Genomic DNA, 20,058 nt, shown 5'->3' on the forward strand with positions numbered 1-20,058 from the left:
TGCGAACTGTATCTTAATGCTAAGAACTCTAAAACTTCATTTTTTAACCGTTCTTTTTTGTCTGGGAGTAACAGAAGTTCTCTTTGCGCAAGAAGCTCCCACTCCTAAAATAGATTCTCTGGCTAATAGTTACCAGCAAAATCTAAATACGCACCCTGTGGTGGCCAAAAAGGCTGCTTTAGAGTGGCTTAGCCTTGCTAAGAAGAAGCAATTAATTAAACAACAGGCGCAAGCACATTATTCATTAGGATATCTTGGGAATATATCTGGAGATTATCAGACTACGGTATCCCATTCTAAACAAACCATAACGCTTTTAAAACAGCTCAATTTTGAAAATGGACTTGCTGCTTGTTATAACCTATTGGCTTTAGGGTATAAAAATTTGGGAGATTATCCAAAGGCGATGGATGGTTTTATAACCTGTCTAAGCTATGCTAAATCTCAAGATGATAAACAGCAAGAAGCTAATGCTTATCAAAATATAGCGACCCTTTATGTGCTTCAGAAGCAGTATGCTAAAGCTTTAGAAAATTTAGATAGGGCTGCTAATTTGTATCGGGAATTAAAAGACGATGATGGGGTACTTACTACTTTGTTCAATTTTGCAAATATTTTAAAAGAACAAGCGAAGTTTGATGAAGCCCGTAAGCATTATGAGACGGTATTAAAATACCGAAAGCGTGAAGGAAATAAAGCAGTTATTGCCTATATAAATATCAATCTTTCACAAATGCTTTTGGAAGAAATGAAATATCAGGAAGCGACTGTTGCTCTTAAAAAAACCTTACAACTTTTACAAGAGCTTCAATTCAACTCAGATATCGCCATAGTATTAAACGATCTGGGGCTTTGTGCAAGTAAACTGGGAAACCCCAAAGAAGCGATTGCTTATTTTCAGCAGGCACTGGCAATAGGCGAAGAGCAATCCCTACTTCGCTATAATTCTGAGATCTATAAAAATCTATCCCAGCTTTATGAGGATCTGGGTGATTATAAGCAGGCACTTAATTTTTATGATAAAGGTGTGATGGTTACTGCAGATCAAAACTCCTTAGATAAAGAGAAGTATGTAGCCAAGCTTCAGGAGCGCTATGAAACCCAATTAAAAGAAACGCGTATTAAACTGCTTGAAAAAGAGCAGAAACTCAGTGAGGCCGAATTGCAAAAGACAGCACTCACCTTAAAAAGGCAGCGCTTTGTTAGAAATGCCTTTATTGCCGGTTTTATTTTGGTCTTAATCACAATGATTTTGTTGCGGTTTTTTTACTTACAGCGATTAAGAGTACAGAAAGAATTAAGCACACAACAGGAAGAAAATGCCAGACAGCGCATTAATCAAATGATTAAAGATCATAAGCTGTCTGTTATAGAACGCTATCAGGAAGGCCAGGAAGAAGAACGCTCAAGATTGGCACGTGATATTCACGACGGTATAGGAAGTGATTTGGCAGGTATAAAAATTGCTTTTGAACACTATATAGAAGGAAATTCAGAAAGGCCACAGGCAAAACGTTTGTTAGAAGCAATTAGCAATGCGTGTATTGATGTACGCGGACTCTCGCATCAGCTGCATCCGCTGCCCTTTTCAAAAATAGGTTTTAGCAGCTTCCTCAATGATTTTATAGATCAGGTTACTCAAAAAACCGAATTGAAAATCCAGACGTTTTTCTTTCCCGAAGAAGAACTGGATGCCTTGTCTGACGAGCTTTTAGCAGATGCTTATCGCATTGTACAGGAATTGATAAACAATATCTTGAAACACGCCGAAGCTACGCGGGCAGAAGTACAGCTTACAAAGCACGAAGATCATCTAAATATTGTTATTAACGATAACGGTAAAGGCTTCCAGAAAACCAAAAAACAAGGAATAGGACTCCGTAATATCAGCGAGCGTCTGCAAAAAGTGCAAGGTGTTTTAGATATAGACAGCGGTTCAGGAAGCGGAACTTCGATAACCATAGATATTCCCCTAAATTAGATATTTTGAAAAAGGTAAACATCATTATTGCAGACGACCATTTAATGTTTTTAGAAGGCATTAATACTATTTTAAAGGATATGCCAGAAATAGGTGAAGTGCATTTAGCCACTGAAGGAAAACAGGTTATACGCTTGCTGCATCAGTTTGATATTGATTTAATAATTAGCGATATCAGTATGCCTAAGATGGATGGGATAGAACTGCTTACTGAAATTAAAAAGAAGCACAGCGATGTAAAAATCATTATGCTGAGTATGCTTGATAATCATCGAACGGTACATAAAGTAATTCAAAAAGGAGCAAATGGTTTTGTACCAAAATTTACCAGCAAAGAAGAATTGCAAAAAGCGGTGCGCACCGTACTAGAAGGGGAGCAGTATTTTTCAGAACTCATTAAACAGCGTTATATGGAAAGTGTTTTTGAACGCAAAAAGTATAAAAACATCGAACTTTCCCCAAGAGAAAAAGAAGTGCTTCAACTCTTAGGAGAGGAGTTGACTTCTAAAGAAATTTCAGAAAAGCTTTTTATTTCTGTGAATACGGTAGAAACACACCGCAAAAACATTCTTTTAAAAACAGGCTCAAAAACCACTACAGGAGCTGTGAAATATGCAATAGAGTCTGGCTTGTTTGATGATTAATTTTTTTGATAAAAGAGCTTTGTTTGAGTTCACATAAAGCAAATATGATCTTAAAGAGTAGTTGTAAACGGCAAGAGCTCTTCAATTTTTTCCCAACGCTCTTCAAAGGTTTTTAAATCGACTATCGTATGCAATTCGGTACGCAGCATCTTTTGAGTTTCTAAATCAAAAAATACCAGCATCACGGCAGTAATAGGTTCTTTCCAAGCTACAGGTTCTTTAGACCTAGAACCGTTTTGATCACTTAAAAACTGAATCCACACCGCCTCGTCAAATGTATCAGCATTTACATAAGTTTTAGAAGTAGGATGTAAGCGATAGCTGGCTTGAGATTGTTTTAAATAGGCAATAATATCAAGGTTGATTTTGCTTTGTAACTTTGTGTAAGCTTCAGCTTTAGTATTTATTGTAAAATGCGTAAAATCCCAGCCTTCTATTCCTGGAATGGTTTCGCCTTGTAATAGGGAGTGTGATAATACCGGGGTTTTGATGTTGAATTTAAAATAGCCCCCACAATACAAGGTATCGCGATTTTGATTCATAGTATTTAGCAGTTCAGAAATAGTGTTTTTTATAAACAGGGAAGAAGGAGTTGTCGTAAAATTTAGGTTAACAGAGTAGTATTCAAAATTTGTAAGAATACCTTTATTTTCTAGTTGTTCTGTTATGTTCTGTTTTATTGTGTAATCTGTTTTAGCTTCGGTATACATCTCTTTTAGAGATCTTTCCTGATATCCTCCCTGATCTAAAAGATCTTCTTCTTTCATTTTTTTAGCATCAAAATGTAAAGCAAAACGTATTTTAGGATATTGTTGATCAAAAATTTCAACAGAAAACATGTTTGGATTCATATTTCCTTCATTAAAAAAGCGGTTTAAATTTTCAAAACTCAATTTTTTTTGAAAACGTTCTGTAAGATACTGTTCTAATGTAACAGCTGCCCGGTCTTTGCTCATGCCGCCAAATAAACGGCCGCATCCAAGCATTAATATTGCTATAAGTATAATGAGAATTGCGATGTAGCTCATACGTTTCATAGTGTAGTTATTTATAAAAGCTAATCTAGGAGAAAGCTGTTCGTAGAGCCTCACTGAATTCCGTGAGTTTTAACATTCATCAATACAGGTCAGTTTTTGTCTCGTGTCAGGGGATACTTTTGAAGTATCAATTTTAATAAAAAAACTAGTATGGGACTACAAGAAAAGAAAACTGCAAAAGCCATAGAAGATCAGTATTTAGGTGATTACCAAAAAGAGATCAATGAGGTTACAGGTAAAGAATTACATGTAAACATTAACTGGGATACATTTGAACTTGATTTTATGAAGTTTATACCTAGCGTTTGTTTGCAACGTCTTACCGATGCGTTTAAAGAGGTTTGTGCAGATGATATGGGTAAAGAAGCTATACAAGAAAGTATTAATTCTGTAGAGGTTTATTGCATACCTAACGAAGGAGCAGAGGCTAAAAAAGAATTAAAGATAGAAGACGGTGTTTTCTCACTTACAGCTTGCTGGGGTGGTCACCACAGTGGCTATTTTTCTGATTTGGTTATTCGCGAATTTTTAGAAAATAATCTATAATCACCTCCTTTTAGGAACGTATTAAAAAACGGAAAGCTGATTAAGCTTTCCGTTTTTTTTGTGGATTACGGCGAAGAATGAGTCGTTTTTAGATTTGCCTATTTTACTAATTCTATCATATGTTTTGTACCGGTTCCTTTTGCTGTATCTTATCAATAATTACATTCTTATCCTGTTGATTATAAAAGTGCTTATAAATGAATATGAGCCATAAAAATGGCTCATATATATAATTTTGTTTAAACTTAGAAGGACTAATTCATTTGCACTTTATTAATTACAACTCCCATTAAATTTGCAGAAAAATAGCCGCTTTGTTGATAACCGTTATTCTCGGTAAACGATTGGTTATAGCTTTGTGCAATAGCTTTTTTAAAGTTGAGGGTTATATTGGGAGTTTCTTCGTTTTTAAAGAAAATTTTTACAATCCCAGACCAATCGCTAGGGTGGTTGGCAATCCATTCTAAAAACAGTTCGTCTGGCTCATTATTATTACAACCAGAAGCGTAAACATCTATTCTCTTATCAGATTCATTATTTATATCATATGCAGTAGAAATGCTATAATCAAAACTCTGTAAGATATATTTATTTTGTGTGTTTTCATCTTTGTTTAAAATGAATTCGATACGATCTATAACAGTATTTGGTACCATAATATTTAAATTTTAAAGTTTTATAAGTTTTTTTCGATTTCGTTTTGAAGTTGAATTTTACTCAAAACGCTTTTCCAACCCTTCTGAAGATTGAAGCTAATCGTAAATGAGCGCTCGTTAAGCGTTACGGTATTCTTTTCCGAAAAATTAAAAGCAATAGCATCAATACCTTCTACAAATGCTTCTTTTGCCAGCTTATTTTCGGCAAGTGTACTTATTGTTTCTTGTACTAAAAGAATGGCTTTTTTAGCGTAGAATTTTTCAGTATCGCTTGGATTTTCTCCAGCATCAAATTTAATAGTGATTTCTTTACCTAAAATTTCTTGAATAGCTAAAACCGCAGTTTTTATATCTTTTTTAAACTGAAGTTGCGTAGGAATATCTTTAGGATCGGGAGTGAACGGAATTTTACCGTCAGATAGCAGGTGTACGTAATCTTTTACGTTTTGTAACATAACACACGAAATGCTATGGAAACTTACATATTGCAAATCGGCCTCATTGTCGTACCAATTTCCTATTAAAACCACTCTTTTATCGGCATCGTAGTTTATAAAATAACCTGAAATAGTACCATCTGTATTGCTAAAGCTAACCTTTGGCATATTTGGTTTCTCCTGTTTACGCTCATGGTCTGCGACTTCTTGAAGTATTTCTAAAACCTCATTCGTCTCTAAAACCGGTAATTGTAACATTGCTTTAAAGTCCATCATTTAATCATTTTAATTTGATTACAAAGTTGGAAGCTACTAAGCAGAATTTTCTACCGGTATTCCGTGAAATTGTGTATTATTTAAATGTATTTAACACCAAATCTAAGATTCTCAAGTCTTGATTTTTATCACTAAAGGTATAGGTTCCTTTTCCGGAAACCGGAATGGTGGTTATGTAATTCATTCCGGTTTTATGGGATTCTTCTATATTTACATCAAAAGAAAATTCAGCATTTGTAAACTGAAAACTTTTGTTAGTTATATTAAGGCTAATCTTTTCCGGAGCTAGTTTTACTTGGCAAATACTAGGCGCATAATTTCCCAGCTCTTTTTCTACGAACAACTTAGACCAGCAGCTATGCATCTTGCATATCAAGTCAGCCAACTCTTTTTTCACCTTAGTAGTAATCGGCACTAAAAAGGAATGAAAGCTTTTTGTGACTGAACTCTGATTTCAGTTTTGTATAATTGGGTGTGATTAAATTTTGATAAGTTTTAGGCGATATGTTACTGCCACTAAATTTAGAGATGAAGTATTTCACTTCTTTCAGTTTTAGTTTCTGAAAATATTCAGGAATGTCATATTCAAACGTACAACTATTAATTCCTAAATAGTTTAGATGTTTCAGATCGGCAATCCATTTAGGGAAATCTACAAAATGAATACCGTCTAAATAGAGGGTTTCCAAATTAGAAAATGCTTTAACGTAATCTGGAAGTTCCTCAATTTTATGATTCGGGTTAAAATCAATAAGATCCAGGTCGGTTAAACTTTCAGGTATGGTTTTAATATCGTCGCCAACCCCCATCAGATGTAGCCGCTGTAAGTCTGTAAATTGATCAAGCTGAGCGTAAGCCTTCTTATCAAAAGAGTAGCATAAAGTCATCTCTAAATCTTTTAGTTTGGGAGCCTCTAGAGCTTCTAAAGAAGATACATCTGTACGCGATAGAGAAAGCTTTTCTAAATGAGGAAGCTGTACTGCAGGAAAATCTTGTATAACCCGGTTGTTTTCAATTGAGAGCGCTTGTAAATTAGGCATCTCTTGAAGGAGTTGCGCTACATTGTTTGCTTTATAATATTCTAATTTTAATCCTTTTAACTGAGTAGCCGTATGGGCATTAAGTGCAACTTCGCTTTCGTTTTGATTTTCTATAAACAGTTTTTCGAGTTGAGGACAATGTTTCAAAACATCTATTATAGCCGCTGTTGACCAAATAACCTGTAGTTTTTTTAAGTATTCAGGCTTAGGAAAATATGCTGAATAATCTGTGGTAGGATCTGGTGTGGCTTTAGGTAAAAATATATCTAAGGTACTAGCTACAATCTTACTGAAAAAGCCTTCCATATAGCTAATGCTTAAGGATTGAAATAAAGCCTTTTCAGTTTGTATTAATTTTTCTCCCGGGATAAGCTCTTTAATATTTAGAATGTAGAGGTTATTAATTTTTTGAGGAAGTTCATCACTTTCAATGACTAAATTTGGACATCGTTGAATTTCTAAAGAGTCGAGTAGTGCTACATTTTTTAAATTTTCTGGTAACTTTTTGATATCAGAATTCCATATTTTTAGAGTAGATAAATTTAGGCATGCTCCTAAGTTGGCAAATAAAGAATCACAATCATTCATCCCAAAACAAGCAATTTTTTCTAACGCTGGTAAACTTTCTAAGCCCGAAGAAAGTTGAGGTAATTCATTAATTCTGTAGATTTCCAATTCTTTTAAATTCGGAAAATTTTCAGGATGTTCTAGAATATAAGCCAAGAAATCTGCTCGGTAAAGAATCATTTTAGTAACCGCTAGAGCTGTACCGGTATTTATAATTTTAATCGAAGAATCTAATCGAACAACGCTAATATTCGGCATAAATACACAAGTATCTTTAACCTCTTTAACTTTTGGTAGTTTTTTAAATTCAACTTTTTTTAATGATTTTAATTGTGGAATATAGAGTGGTATTTCAGTAAGATTGGGACAATCGAAAACTTCTAGTTCTTCTAATTCTTTTAAGAAAGAAAGGTCTGGTAAGCTTGTTAAATTTTCCAATTCTTCTATTTCCAACACCTTTAAATGCTTCGGAAGTTTTAACTGATCGATGTTTGAGGCGGTTAATCTTTCTAATTGTAAAGTTTCAAGACTACTAAGTTGCTGTAAATCTTGCGGTAGCTCTAAGGCTACTGATTCTTCTGCATTAGACTGATCTATAGTAAGCTCCTTAAGTTGCTTTAATTGGCTGAAATATTCTGGAAACTTCTTTAAAAATGGGGTTTTAAGCGATATGATTTCTAAATCCTTAAAGTTGCTGAAAGAATTAGGTAAGGCTGTATACGGCCCTTTAATGTCAAGGGTATTTATAGCGTTTAGTGTTCCAAATTCTTCTGGAATACCACTTGCAAATACATTGGTAATAAACAAACCCGTTATGCCTTGAAGTCGTAAAATAATAGAAGGGTGTTTACTTATCTTTTTAGCAACGCTTTCTTCACTTAAGAAAAATCGCGTATAACCCAATGTATTGTATAGTTTGCCAATAGGAAAATCTGGATCTATAGCTGCAAAATGTACAAGAGTGCTGATAATTTTTCTGGTATCATCTAATTTTTCAGGGAGCTTATTGCGAGTTTTAAAAGCTTTGATTTGTGCTTTGCTACCATGCTTGGTTAAGATTTCTGAAATTTCTTGTAAAACTTCTTTATTTCTGTAAAGTTTGCCTATCAAAAAAAGTTCATAAAGGCTATCCTGTGGATAGTTACTTTTTTCTTGAAGATGCTTGTAGTAGGATTCTATATGATCTAGCTTGAATTCCATAATCGGTTTTGGGAAGTTTAACGGTTCTTATTTTTTTTAAGTTGAAAGAATTTATGCGTCTTTAGCTACTTTATAAGCATTCATTTTTTTAAGAATAACCGGAGTAATTAGCGCAAATCGAGTGTTAAATTCTTCTTGAGAGGTTGCGGTATTTAAATTAGTAACCATCGTTACCCAAGTATGCATTAATTCATCTTCTAGAGTTTCGTGTTCGGTTTCGATCGCAATAGCTTTTGTTAAATCTAAATGATCGTCTAGCTCATAAAAACCGGTTGCGTTCACCAGCTTAAAAACTTTTTCGAAAATAGGCTGGGTTGCCAGTAATTCGCTAGGTTGAAGTTTGGGTAAATTGGAAGCGCTTATACTTTCAAATACATCTACTATTAAGTCTTGAACGGCAGCATTTATAGAGTCGTTTAAATAGTTCAAAATGATTTTTTAAGTTATTATGAATAGAATAGGGGAGTTTTGTCTTTGCTTTTTTAATAGTTGAAGCTTACCAATACGAACCCACCAAAAAGGTCATTCTAATAAAGGCAATGACACTTTCTGAAGTAAGCTGTAGTGGGGTTTGCAGATCGGTAATTTCTTCATCATCTATAAAAACCAGAAATAAACCGTCTTTAAATGCGATTAGCACATTATCGATTGCTTCTTGCTCGTTGGCTAAATCTTTATTGGCCAAATCTCCAAAATCTACTTTTCCGCTTGCGGCTTGATCTTGAATTTCTGACGGGCTCAAAAAACCGATAACATTAACTTCTAAGCGCTTTTTATTAAAAGCTTCCACCTGATTTTTCACACATCCAATAAGTAATTCTTCTAAATTTTTTGGCGTTTCTGCTAAGGTAAACGGGAAATTTTTCACCTTCTTTTTGCCTAATCTTTTTAAGTGTAGGGTAATTTCCATAACACGAATAATTTTTTGCGTTAGCGATTGTCGTGAAAAGCCCACAGTGCGTGAGCACGCGGACTTGTAACAGAAAGCGCGCCCCACGAGAGTGGGGAACGCCCTAATGCTACTATTGATTATTGATCTGCGCTAAAATGGTTGGATCTTGTATTTTATCGTCTTCGGCAAGAAGTTTCATTTTAGAAATAAGCTCTGCAGTTTTAGGATCGTCGTCTACAAAAGGTAAAAACATACGGCCGCGGTGCTGACTTTGAACAGCTAGAATAGATAAGGCAAGTCCGTTTTTGCTAACCTGCGCGCTGCCTAAATGAATGCTGTATTCGCCAAGTTTTCCTTTAATAAGAATGTGACGTTCTTTAACCGTAACGTTTTTAAGCTTAAACAGTCTAGCTGATTCTTTGGCCAGAGCTGCGCGCATTTGTATGGTGCTATGGCTGGCTTCAGGATCTACGCCACCCACGTGAGCAACACTAACAACCAAGTCGATATCACGCATAATCTCGCTAAAAACTACTGGCGGAATTTCACTAAGCGGAATGGGCTGATAATCATTTAATGAATGAAAGCAAACCTCTTCTAAAGTTGGCGCTTCTACATCTGAAGGGGAATACCAATCTGCCATAGCATACATCGTAGCCATAAATCCACGTTTGTGATACACTTTTTGTAAACCTTCATCACGGTTTACCGTCCATCCCCGACTGCGCAGTAAAGCAACGGTCTTTTGAGGTTGAATTTGATGTCCCTGATAGCGTTGTGACCTAAAACTGGTTTCGCGCTCGTCTGCTGTTACCAGATATAACTCTCTAAAGACTTGTTTAAAAGGTTGGGTAATGCGCTCTGCAAAGAGGTGTTTTTGATATAAATCCCATTCTACGGATGAATACAGGTGAGATGGATGGGCTATTTGTAAAACATCTTCTTTTTTTAATTGGTGGGTTTTTCCTGAAACATCGGTTAAGCTACCCTCCTTATAAAATCCGCTGATTTCTTTTTCTGGCGAAAACAAGACGAGTTTACTCAGCATTGCTTTCACAATGGGGTGCAACATAATATTTTCAATCTCAAGCGCAGTAAATGCATCTTCATTAACCATTGCATTTTCTAGCGATAAACGGGTTCTGCTGTATTGTTTAGATAAATAGGATTTATTTTCTTTTAAAGCGATCACCTGTTTGTCTTTTCGGTATTTAGCAGGAATAGATTTAAGGGGCTTACCAGATTTGGTGACTTTTATATGGGTTTTTCCCAGTTCATCAATTACAAGTTCTAATTGGGTTTCTTCGATATTTAATAACGCATCTTCCATAATCGCTTGTGTAGCCTGAATTTCCATCGCCCAGCTAAAGCGCACGCGATCTTGGTAACCTGCATTTCGCGAGAGGTTATCTAGTGCAATCTCTACCGCTGCTTTTTCACTTTCCTGACGCTGGGCACCAAACTGTTTACTTTCTTTTAAAAAGTCTTGCAATAGGTTGTAGCGCTTTAATAAATCTTTTTCGGGTACGGTTTTGCTTAGAGGAATTAAACCTAATGCCCGCACATAATCTTTATCGCGCTTTTCTTTTACCTTCTTTAAGGTTTCGGTAATTTTTACTTCGCCTAGCATCACGCTTGAATACAATTTAACCTGACGGTGACCGTTTCCATCAGAAATGTATTTAGAGGCTGCGTGTAAAAGTTTCCAATTGGCTTTTCCTAAACTGCTGTATACTTTATTGAACCAGTCTATATCTATAGCGCCGATGGCGAAGTCCGATTTTGGAATGTCTGAATATCTGGAGATAATGGTTTCCTTTTCACTACTCATATAATCTGATGCATGAGCCTGAAACCACCATACAGCATCTACCAACTTTTCTAAACCTAAATATTCGCCTATAAATTCTGCCCACTGGGTAGCATAACAGGCTACTTCTATGAGCCGCTTTTTTGGTATTTTAGCTTCGTCTGCAAGAACTACAAAATCTGAGTAGCTTTCAGATTCTTTAGGAATACTCATTTTAAGAATAGCACTGAAATTTGCACGTTTACTATCGCCATAATAGCTGTAACCGCGCTCAAAAGTTTCTTTACCCATACGTTGTAATACGTCAAAGAGGTAATGTATTCCTGCTGCATTTTGAATGGGCATAATGTAAGTCGAAGCTTCTGTAGGCAAATCACCACGCTCAAGTTCTAACTTAAGTAGGTTCTTTTTAAGAGGCGCAAAAATTTCTTGAGGTACCGGGTTTTTAGGTATCTCCCCCCTGCGAACCCGGTAATTGGAACCTCCGTCTATAATGTTCATTAACTCTGGGGCGTATAAAGCCTGTAGGAGTAAATCGTCTTGATTTATGAGACCTTCTCTGTAGAGTTTAATGGTTACAGCAATATCTGGGTAGGGTAGGTCTGAACCTTTTATCTTCTGAATAGCCACTTCTTGCCAACTGCTTACCGGCTTAGGATAAGCAATATATTGAGCCATTAAATATAATTTTATGTCCCAAAGTCTTTTAAGCTGTTGTGGACTGGCCATCTTGAAATCATGATCTGATAAATTAACCCAAACAAAGGTATTGATTACATTAACCCAAGTGTAGGTGTTAAGTGTATGTACCGTTTTTCTGAAATCTTTTGTTTTGTACTTCTCCGGAAAGGTTGCAACCACATCTTCATAGAGATCTAGCTTAAACTGAAGCAAGGTTTCATGGTCTACAAATGCCTTATATAGGTTTCTTAAAACGGTAGTAGGCGACTGGTTTTTGCTATAATAAGATGTACTGTGATCTATATTTAAAGCTTGTAGATTCGGTACATATTGCTTGGAAAAATCATAGAGATCAGAGAAGCTTCCGTAAATATAATTGGAGTTTGCTACGTAGCGCAGGGCAAAAAAGAGTTCATAGTCGTTTAGTTTGCTTTCTTCGTACCAGTTTATCCATAAATCGGCAAGGGGTAGGTTTTTTAATTCATCTAATGCTGTTGCATCTTTATCGAGATTGTTAATTTCATAAATACCTTGTGAGACTAGGTAGGTTTGAACCTCTCCCTGATAGCCTTCTCGCTGGTATTCGTGATGGCGGTTTTCATAAATTAGCTGAATAAGTTTATTTACGGTCTTTACTATTTTAGTAGCATCAATAAGATCGTTAAACTTATAAGCATTAGAACTTGAGGTTACAATACCCAGTTTGTCAAAAAAGTTGGTCTTTTTCTTAAATTGAGGCTGCGGTATATAGATCGAACTCAGGTTGTCATAATCTACTGCACCAAAACCGTTACTAAAGGTAGTTGCGTTTTCAGATATGGTAAATTTGTCTAAGAAAACTTGTTCATTTTTAGAATGCTTGGGGCGTTCTTTATAAAGATTTATTTGTTCGTTTATAAAGTCGCTGTATTGATCTTCGGCATCAGCAAGGGTTAGTAGTTCAAGACCTGCTAAACGCTGGTCTATATTTGACGAAGTGACTAAGTTTTTAGTCGTGGTTTTAAAACGATCTTCAGGTTGTTTTACCAATAATTTAATGATTGCCGAACGCAGCGCTTTACCTTTACGGGTCATCAGCTCTTCGGCAACTTCAATGTCTTTTTCGTGCAAAGGCATCGCATAAAACATCTGAATTCCGGTGTACATTACCGTTTCATTTCGGTTTTTTATCGCTTGATGTACTAATTTTCTTTTCCAAGAATTAGCGTCATAATCAAATTCTGGTTTAGGCTCTGGTTTGTTTTCTTTACCCCAGTAATAACGATAGCTGTTAGGGAATACCTTACGTATATAATTCTCCCTAAAATCAGAAGGGAGCTCGTCTATATTATTTGATAGAAAAGCTAATTGCTCTTCGTTGGCATTGGAGATTAAAAAGTTGTAAAAGGCATCGCAGCTAGGAGTAAATTTAAACCATGAGAAAATAGACGATGAGTACTTAGAAGCCTTTTCGGTAACTGTTGCGGCGACCTGTTGAACTTTTTCAAAAGTTTGATTATCGAGATCAAAATCAGGCAAATTTTGAAGCACCCAGTAATCTAATGCAGGATCTTTGCCTAGTTCTTGTTTAAAATACTGTACTATAGTATCGTTTGTTCGACCCGTATTAGAAACAAAATACAATGCGAGTATTTTTTTATCACGATTTGTAGTTGTGTAAACTAAATTTAAAGCGGCTTGATTGGCACGGTCTACATCTAGTATTCCTACAACCCAAAGCCCCATATAAACCTCTAGATTATCTTTGCTTTGTATTAATGTATTGACATTTTTGATGTTGAGGATGTAATCACGTGCGATGGTAAGTATACGGTTTACAGTCGCTTTTTTAGGAGCTTCCCAGTTAAAACCAAACCACACATTTATAGCGCGCACCACACTGCTAAAGCGTGTAAGATCATGTTCTAGTATGAGGTTTATAATATACTTTAAAGCTTCAATATTGGTCTCATCTAGAGACTCCAAAATAGACTGTCTTAAACCTTCTTGTCGCTGAGCAGCTAATAATAGGCTTCCTACTAGTTCCCAGTTTTTTTGCTCTGGGGTAAGCAATAATGCTTTTATAATATCTTGGCTTATACCGCCAATTTCATCTTCACCCTGTATAATGTCGTTAATAGGCTCGTCTACAAGCTCAGGTTTGTGATGTAAAACACAGGCAAAAAAGTAGCTGTTTACGTGGTCTGAATACGTGCTATATTGTAATTGCTCTTTTAACGGTAACGAACCATAACCTTTGCGGCTATTGCTTAAAAAACGTGTAAAAGAAATCATTTTCTTTTCTAGTATTTCTTCGGAAGGCTTACTGCGAAAAGCCCTACGCAGATAACCATATTGGTAGGGGAGTGTGTTCATAAGATCCCACATTGCACCAAGGTAAGGAGCTTGTATAGCACCAAATAAGAAAACCCCAAGTTTCATACCTTCGGCAGTTTTCCACGGGTTAAATGTAATAGCATCTTTTTGTGCTACTATATAATCTTTTGTTGTATAACGTTCGTCACCTATTTTATTGAGACAGGCAAGGGTAAGCCCCAATACTTTATATTCATGTTGAAAGTGAAAAAAATCTTGCGCTTTTAATGTTGGTTTTTTAAATGTAGAAACGTATTTAGTGGCTTGCTCCTGAGATATCATGTGCTAATAAGTTTTGCTGCTTTTCAGTTTTATTAGGCAGTGCTTTTGTAAACCTGCATCTGCTAATGGTTTGCAAGATAAAAGGAGTTATGATTATTTTACTCCCTGTATTTAGGGATTTTTTAAAATACGATAACTGCGAGAAGTAAATGATTTCTAAATTATTTATTATTAGAATAATAGTTTTAAACCTGTTTAGTTAACTATAAATTCAAATTTTGCTGTGATCATATATTAAAAGCTCAGTTATATAAAGTCTTTTGTTTAGTGATTGTGTGTGATTGATCTTGCTTTAATAGATTCGTTTAGCTATTGCGAACTTATATATTGTTAAATAAAATCTATATTCTTTATAATGTTTAATAGGTGGAAGAGTTATTAAAATCATAGATTTTTGATAAGTTTAGAATCAACTAATAAAAAGAGTATATGAGCATTTGTTTCGCCAACTTTTTCACGAAGTATAGCAAATGCTTTTGTAATGTGTTTTTCAACAGATTTTAGGGAGACATTTAAGTAATCTGCAATTTCCATATTTGTGAGTCCTTCTTTTTTACTTAAAAGAAATGTTTGTTTACATTTTGGAGGTAAATTTTCTATTTCTTTTTTTACCATTTTAAAAAGATGCTCAAGCGATTGCTCATTTTCTTGTTCTATAACTGAACTAAGTGCTTCAAGGTATTTTTTTTCAAGAGATACTGTTTTTTTTTTATTCTTTCGATATTGATCTATAAATTCATTATAAACAGATTTATAAAGTAAATTTTTAATTGAAACTTCTGTTTTAAGATTATTTCTTTTTTTCCAAATTTTAAGAAAAACATTTTGAACAATATCTTCTGCTAAATCTTTGTCGTGAATTAAATTAAATGCGTAAACATTCAACTTATGGTTATAGGTATTAATCAAAAATTTAAATGCATCATCATTTCCATCTCTTAAAGAACCAATTAATATATAGTTGTTAGAAAAGGTTTTCGACATGATGAATTCTTAAAATAACAAGGTTTATTTTAGCTAATGTATAAAAAAAATCTAAAAAAAAGGTAGGGTATAGAAATTACAGAACGTATTAAAAGTAATAGGCAAAAATATGAATCCGGAAATTGAACATATAATAGTGAAATTTATTTCTCGAGAAGCTACTGCTGAAGAGATGGATAAATTAGAATATTGGTTAGAATCCGATTCTAACGAAAAACAATTTCAAACCTATGTGAAATTGAAATTTGCAATCGATTATAATTTACAAGTGTTTAATGAAGATAAAGTCTATGAGAAGCATAGAAAAAACATTAAAAAAGAACGTAAAATATATCACTTAAAAAAGGTAAGTACGTTTTTAGGTTATGCAGCTGCTTTAGTACTAATTATTTTTGCGATTGAGAGTTTAGTATTTAATTATACTCAAAAACATTTAAAAGTATCTGGTAAACCACAAAATGTTGTTGAACTTCATCCTGGTGAATCTAAAGCTATTTTAACCTTAGATGATGGCACTGAGGTGGCTTTAACAAAAGGAAGTGTCTATAAAAATAATGGTATAAATAGTAATGGAGAGCAACTTAGTTATGATAGAGAAGAAAGCTCAGAAGCTATTACATATAATTATTTAACTGTTCCTAGAGGGGGACAATTTTTTATGCAATTATCAGACGGTACGAAGGTTTGGCTGAATTCAGATTCTAAATTGAAATATCCTAAAAATTTTCATGACAATGAAGCGCGTCGAGTCGAATTATTATATGGTGAAGCTTATTTTGAAGTGTCACCTAGTAAACTACATAACGGAAGTTTATTTGAGGTAAATAATGGAGGGAGAGTAATTCAGGTTTTAGGAACACAATTTAATCTGAAAAGCTATCAAGATGAGAAGGAAACTTATACAACACTAGTTGAAGGAAAAATACGCTTAAGGGCTGATAATGCGGATTATAATTTAAAGCCAAATGATCAAGTAGTTTTTAATAAGGAAACAACTTTATATAAGAAGAGAACAGTTGATGTTTACAATGAAATATCTTGGAAAGACGGAATTTTCAGCTTTGAAGATAAAAACTTAGAAGAAATTATGCAGGTTCTTTCTCGATGGTATGATATTGATATTTTATTTAAAAATGAAGAAGTAAAACAGGAAGAATTTGTAGGTGTTTTAAGTAAAAATCAAAGTATAGAACAAATACTTGAAAGCATAAAAATCTTTGGGATTTTAAGCAGCTATGAAATACAGGGTAAAACTATCATTCTAAACTAAAAAGGGAACGAAGCTTTGACATTTGACGGTATCTGGCTTCGTCCCTCTACTAATTAATTAAACACGTATGTCTAACTAACTCATTCTTTATTATGAATAAAAAAAAACAAAAGGCTGGAGCTTATGTACTCAAGCGATCCTTACTTTTAATTATGAAAATTTTTATAATCTTTTTTTGCACGACAGTTTTTGCATTTACTTCAGAAAAATCGTTTTCTCAAAAGAAAGTACACATAGATAAAAATCAGGAGGTAACAGTTGATGGTGTATTCTCAATTATAAAACAACAAACTGACTACCGGTTCATTTATCCCAGACACTTATTCAAAAATACACCAAAAGTTCAACTTTATAAAGGTGAAATAGCAATTACTGAATTGCTTAAAATGAGTCTTCAATCCAGTAACTTGACTTATGAGGTGACTGAAGATGAAACTATTCTTGTGAAAGAGAAAGATAAAAACAAAATTCCTTTAGAAGAAATACAACAAATAGTTACTGGTATAGTCACAGATAGTAACGGAACCCCTATGACCGGAGTTAATGTGTTGATCAAGGGAACTACGAGCGGTACGATGACAGATTTTGATGGTAAATATAGCATTGAAGCAAAATCAGGAGATACACTGTTGTTCTCATTTGTAGGAATGGAAACGGTTTCTAAAGTTCTTGGTGATCAGAATTCCCTTGATATTTCCTTAACTGAAAACTTGGCATCTTTGGACGAAATCGTTGTCGTAGGCTATGGTACACAAAGAGAGAAAGATATTACAGGTGCGGTGACCTCTGTTTCAGCTAAAAACTTCAATAAAGGAGTACAGCAAAGTCCGCAACAACTTTTACAAGGTAAGATGCCTGGTGTGAATATTGCTCAAAACAGTGGTAAGCCTGGTGGATCTAATACGGTACTCATTCGTGGAGGTACATCATTAACAGGTTCTAATGATCCATTATATGTCATAGATGGCATACCTATTTCAACATCATCAGGAACAAGCCAAGCAAACATTAGTGGTAATGGAACTGATTTTTTTGATCAGGAACCTGTAAACCCTTTAATGACTCTAAACCCGAGTGATATAGAATCTATTAGTGTTTTAAAAGATGCATCAGCTACAGCTATTTATGGTTCAAGAGGGGCTAATGGAGTAATCGTTATAACTACTAAAGACGGTACAGCAGGGAAGATGAATGTTTCTTTAGATATTTCTCACGGAGTATCTGTAGTTTCAAATACGCTGGAAGTACTTTCTGCAGATGAGTATAAAACAGTTATAAATGATTTAGGCCTCCCATTAGATGATGGAGGTACCTCAACTAACTGGCAAGATAAAGTTTACCGTACAGCACAAGTGCAAGATTATTACTTGTCTCTTAGCGGAGGTTCAGAGAATAGTAACTACAGAGCTTCTTTAGGTTACGGTGATCAAGAAGGAGTAGTTATAGGCTCTAAGTTAAATCGTGCTACAGCACGTATTAATCTGGGACAAAAAATGCTGGATAAGAAATTATCTTTTGATTTAAGAGTTAATTATGGTCAGACTGTTTCTAATGCAGCCCCAGTCTCTAATACAGTAGGAAGTGAAGCAGGATCTAGTATAAACTATGAAGCTTATGTTTTTAATCCTACGTATTCTGTATATGATGAAAATGGAAATTTTAATCACATACTTCCATATAGAGTGAATCCGCTTTCATATCCTAAGCAAGTTATTGATGAGCGCACAACAAATCGTTTTTTAGGAAATTTCACAACAGATTATAAGATTATTGATCCACTGAGTGTGAATGTTAATCTGGGATATACAAACCAGACCATAGACAGAAACTCATACTTAAGTAAAGAAAACCCATTAGGTCAGGGTCTTGGCGGTTATGCCAATGTCCAGAAATTGAAGAGTTATAATAAACTACTAGAGACTACTTTAAAATTTGAAAAGAAATTTGGAGAACACAGTATAAATGCTCTTGCAGGATATTCTTATCAATATTTTGTAGATGAAGGATTAAGAAATGATGCTAATGGATTTCTTTCTGATGAATTTAAATGGTACGGTTTACAAGCTGCAAGTAATATAAGAACGGTATCTTCTTACAAGCAGAGCAATACATTAATATCAATGTATACGCGTCTAAACTATGATTATGCAGGTAAGTATTTATTAACAGCTACTGTGCGTAGAGACGGTTCTAGTCGCTTTGGTAGTGGTAACGAGTGGGGTGTATTTCCATCGGGTTCTATTGCATGGAGGATTTCAGATGAAGATTTTTTTAAATCAAATTCAATTACAGATCTCAAGTTGAGAACAAGTTATGGAGTTACTGGTAATCAAGAGATAGGAAACCTCAACTCTATAACTACTTTAGGTGCGAGCACAATGGGCTATATTGTAGGGGGACAACGCATAACTGTTGTTTTACCACAGCAATATGCAAACCCTAATTTAAAATGGGAACAAACCTCACAGTTTAATGTAGGTGTAGATTTTACTTTGTTTAAAGGTAGAGGTTATGGTACTGTAGATTATTATAATAAAAAGACAACAGATCTTTTATTAAGGATTCCGGTTCCTACCCCTACAGCCGTAAATACGCAATTAGCTAATGTGGGTAGTGTGCGTAATCGGGGAATTGAATTGTCTCTTGGAGCTTATGTGATTGAAAAAGATGATTTTCAATGGAGGACTAATTTGATTTTTAGCCGAAATGAAAACGAAGTGCTCAGTCTATCTAATGCGCAGTATCAGGGAGATGATATTCAGGTAGGACCTTTAAGAGGGCAAGGATTAACCAGTGGGACTTTTGCTCAATTAATTAGACCAGGCTTTGAGGTAGGAACGTTTTATGGTAGAGAATTTTTAGGAATAGAAGATGGTGTGGAACAGTTTGATGCGGAACAAAAAAAGATAGGATCTGCACAACCAGACTTCACTTTTGGTTTTAGCAACAACTTTACCTATAAGGCGTTTGATCTATCTTTCAATTTAAGAGGTTCGATAGGTAATGACGTTTACAACCTTACAGCTAACAACTTAGCTTATCTAAGTAACCTTCCGGGACGTAACGTTTTTCAAGAAGCTATTGACAGCGGAGTGACCCGGGATCAACCCAAACAGTATTCTTCAAGATGGATTGAGGATGCATCTTTTTTAAGATTAGATAACTTATCCTTAGGTTATAATTTTAATACAGAAAATATATTCTTTTCGAATGCTAGAGTATATCTAACGGGTCAAAATCTATTTGTAATAACAGGTTATTCTGGGCTAGATCCAGAAGTCAATTCTGAAGTTTCAGGAGGAGGTATTGCACCATTAGGTATCGATTATTTAGCTTATCCTAAAGCTACTACAGTAACATTAGGTTTAAATCTAACATTTTAATATACAGTCAAGATGAA

At 34.8% G+C, this 20,058-nt stretch carries 14 protein-coding genes; 5 read left to right on the forward strand and 9 right to left on the reverse strand.

Annotated features, from left to right (window positions below):
- Positions 1–16 precede the first annotated feature (16 nt).
- Positions 17–1,981 carry an ATP-binding protein gene (locus BUB91_RS05315; RefSeq protein WP_073097946.1) on the forward strand — a complete coding sequence of 655 codons (1,965 nt, stop codon included), beginning with the start codon at positions 17–19 and terminating at the stop codon, positions 1,979–1,981.
- 5 nt (positions 1,982–1,986) lie between these two features.
- On the forward strand, positions 1,987–2,625 hold the full coding sequence (locus tag BUB91_RS05320; RefSeq protein WP_073097948.1) for a response regulator transcription factor: 639 nt from the start codon (positions 1,987–1,989) through the stop codon (positions 2,623–2,625).
- Between the two features lie 50 nt (positions 2,626–2,675).
- On the opposite strand, the gene BUB91_RS05325 is transcribed toward BUB91_RS05320, so the two are convergent.
- Positions 2,676–3,662 (reverse strand): hypothetical protein, encoded by a 987-nt coding sequence (locus BUB91_RS05325; protein WP_073097950.1) that lies wholly within the window; start codon positions 3,660–3,662, stop codon positions 2,676–2,678.
- A gap of 150 nt (positions 3,663–3,812) precedes the next feature.
- On the opposite strand from BUB91_RS05325, the gene BUB91_RS05330 reads away from it, so the two are divergent.
- Positions 3,813–4,208, forward strand: coding sequence for a hypothetical protein (locus BUB91_RS05330; RefSeq protein WP_073097952.1), 396 nt, complete (start codon positions 3,813–3,815; stop codon positions 4,206–4,208).
- Positions 4,209–4,462: 254 nt separating this feature from the next.
- On the opposite strand, the gene BUB91_RS05335 is transcribed toward BUB91_RS05330, so the two are convergent.
- The 8 genes from BUB91_RS05335 to BUB91_RS05370 all read right to left on the reverse strand — a co-directional run bounded on the left by BUB91_RS05335 (position 4,463) and on the right by BUB91_RS05370 (position 15,388).
- Complete coding sequence (locus tag BUB91_RS05335; protein WP_073097954.1) at positions 4,463–4,864, reverse strand: hypothetical protein; 402 nt, start codon at positions 4,862–4,864, stop codon at positions 4,463–4,465.
- A 20-nt stretch (positions 4,865–4,884) separates the two neighbouring features.
- The gene (locus BUB91_RS05340; RefSeq protein WP_073097956.1) at positions 4,885–5,577 is read right to left on the reverse strand and encodes a hypothetical protein; all 693 of its coding nucleotides are present in this window, start codon (positions 5,575–5,577) and stop codon (positions 4,885–4,887) included.
- A gap of 76 nt (positions 5,578–5,653) precedes the next feature.
- Positions 5,654–5,941, reverse strand: coding sequence for a hypothetical protein (locus BUB91_RS05345; RefSeq protein WP_073097959.1), 288 nt, complete (start codon positions 5,939–5,941; stop codon positions 5,654–5,656).
- Between the two features lie 34 nt (positions 5,942–5,975).
- Positions 5,976–8,384, reverse strand: coding sequence for a leucine-rich repeat domain-containing protein (locus tag BUB91_RS05350; protein WP_073097961.1), 2,409 nt, complete (start codon positions 8,382–8,384; stop codon positions 5,976–5,978).
- Positions 8,385–8,435: 51 nt separating this feature from the next.
- Positions 8,436–8,813, reverse strand: a complete 378-nt coding sequence (locus tag BUB91_RS05355; RefSeq protein ID WP_073097963.1) for a hypothetical protein — start codon at positions 8,811–8,813, stop codon at positions 8,436–8,438.
- Between the two features lie 67 nt (positions 8,814–8,880).
- Complete coding sequence (locus tag BUB91_RS05360) at positions 8,881–9,294, reverse strand: hypothetical protein (protein WP_083557842.1); 414 nt, start codon at positions 9,292–9,294, stop codon at positions 8,881–8,883.
- Between the two features lie 112 nt (positions 9,295–9,406).
- Positions 9,407–14,404 (reverse strand): DUF4132 domain-containing protein, encoded by a 4,998-nt coding sequence (locus tag BUB91_RS05365; RefSeq protein ID WP_073097965.1) that lies wholly within the window; start codon positions 14,402–14,404, stop codon positions 9,407–9,409.
- A 384-nt stretch (positions 14,405–14,788) separates the two neighbouring features.
- Complete coding sequence (locus BUB91_RS05370) at positions 14,789–15,388, reverse strand: RNA polymerase sigma factor (protein ID WP_073097968.1); 600 nt, start codon at positions 15,386–15,388, stop codon at positions 14,789–14,791.
- Between the two features lie 109 nt (positions 15,389–15,497).
- Here BUB91_RS05370 and BUB91_RS05375 point away from each other — a divergent pair, with 109 nt between their 5' ends.
- Positions 15,498–16,658: a FecR family protein gene (locus tag BUB91_RS05375; protein WP_073097970.1), complete on the forward strand. Its 1,161-nt coding sequence runs from the start codon at positions 15,498–15,500 to the stop codon at positions 16,656–16,658.
- A 92-nt stretch (positions 16,659–16,750) separates the two neighbouring features.
- The gene (locus BUB91_RS05380) at positions 16,751–20,041 is read left to right on the forward strand and encodes a SusC/RagA family TonB-linked outer membrane protein (RefSeq protein ID WP_073097972.1); all 3,291 of its coding nucleotides are present in this window, start codon (positions 16,751–16,753) and stop codon (positions 20,039–20,041) included.
- Positions 20,042–20,058 lie beyond the last annotated feature (17 nt).

The sequence above is a fragment of the Leeuwenhoekiella marinoflava DSM 3653 genome (genome assembly GCF_900129005.1).
Lineage (GTDB): Bacteria > Bacteroidota > Bacteroidia > Flavobacteriales > Flavobacteriaceae > Leeuwenhoekiella > Leeuwenhoekiella marinoflava.

Coding starts and splice junctions, on each gene's coding strand:
- BUB91_RS05315 (WP_073097946.1), top strand. CDS start 17: ATGCTAAGAACTCTAAAACTTCATTTTTTAACCGTTCTTTTTTGTCTG.
- BUB91_RS05325 (WP_073097950.1), bottom strand. CDS start 3,662: ATGAAACGTATGAGCTACATCGCAATTCTCATTATACTTATAGCAATA.
- BUB91_RS05330 (WP_073097952.1), top strand. CDS start 3,813: ATGGGACTACAAGAAAAGAAAACTGCAAAAGCCATAGAAGATCAGTAT.
- BUB91_RS05335 (WP_073097954.1), bottom strand. CDS start 4,864: ATGGTACCAAATACTGTTATAGATCGTATCGAATTCATTTTAAACAAA.
- BUB91_RS05340 (WP_073097956.1), bottom strand. CDS start 5,577: ATGATGGACTTTAAAGCAATGTTACAATTACCGGTTTTAGAGACGAAT.
- BUB91_RS05345 (WP_073097959.1), bottom strand. CDS start 5,941: ATGCATAGCTGCTGGTCTAAGTTGTTCGTAGAAAAAGAGCTGGGAAAT.
- BUB91_RS05350 (WP_073097961.1), bottom strand. CDS start 8,384: ATGGAATTCAAGCTAGATCATATAGAATCCTACTACAAGCATCTTCAA.
- BUB91_RS05360 (WP_083557842.1), bottom strand. CDS start 9,294: ATGGAAATTACCCTACACTTAAAAAGATTAGGCAAAAAGAAGGTGAAA.
- BUB91_RS05365 (WP_073097965.1), bottom strand. CDS start 14,404: ATGATATCTCAGGAGCAAGCCACTAAATACGTTTCTACATTTAAAAAA.
- BUB91_RS05370 (WP_073097968.1), bottom strand. CDS start 15,388: ATGTCGAAAACCTTTTCTAACAACTATATATTAATTGGTTCTTTAAGA.
- BUB91_RS05375 (WP_073097970.1), top strand. CDS start 15,498: ATGAATCCGGAAATTGAACATATAATAGTGAAATTTATTTCTCGAGAA.
- BUB91_RS05380 (WP_073097972.1), top strand. CDS start 16,751: ATGAATAAAAAAAAACAAAAGGCTGGAGCTTATGTACTCAAGCGATCC.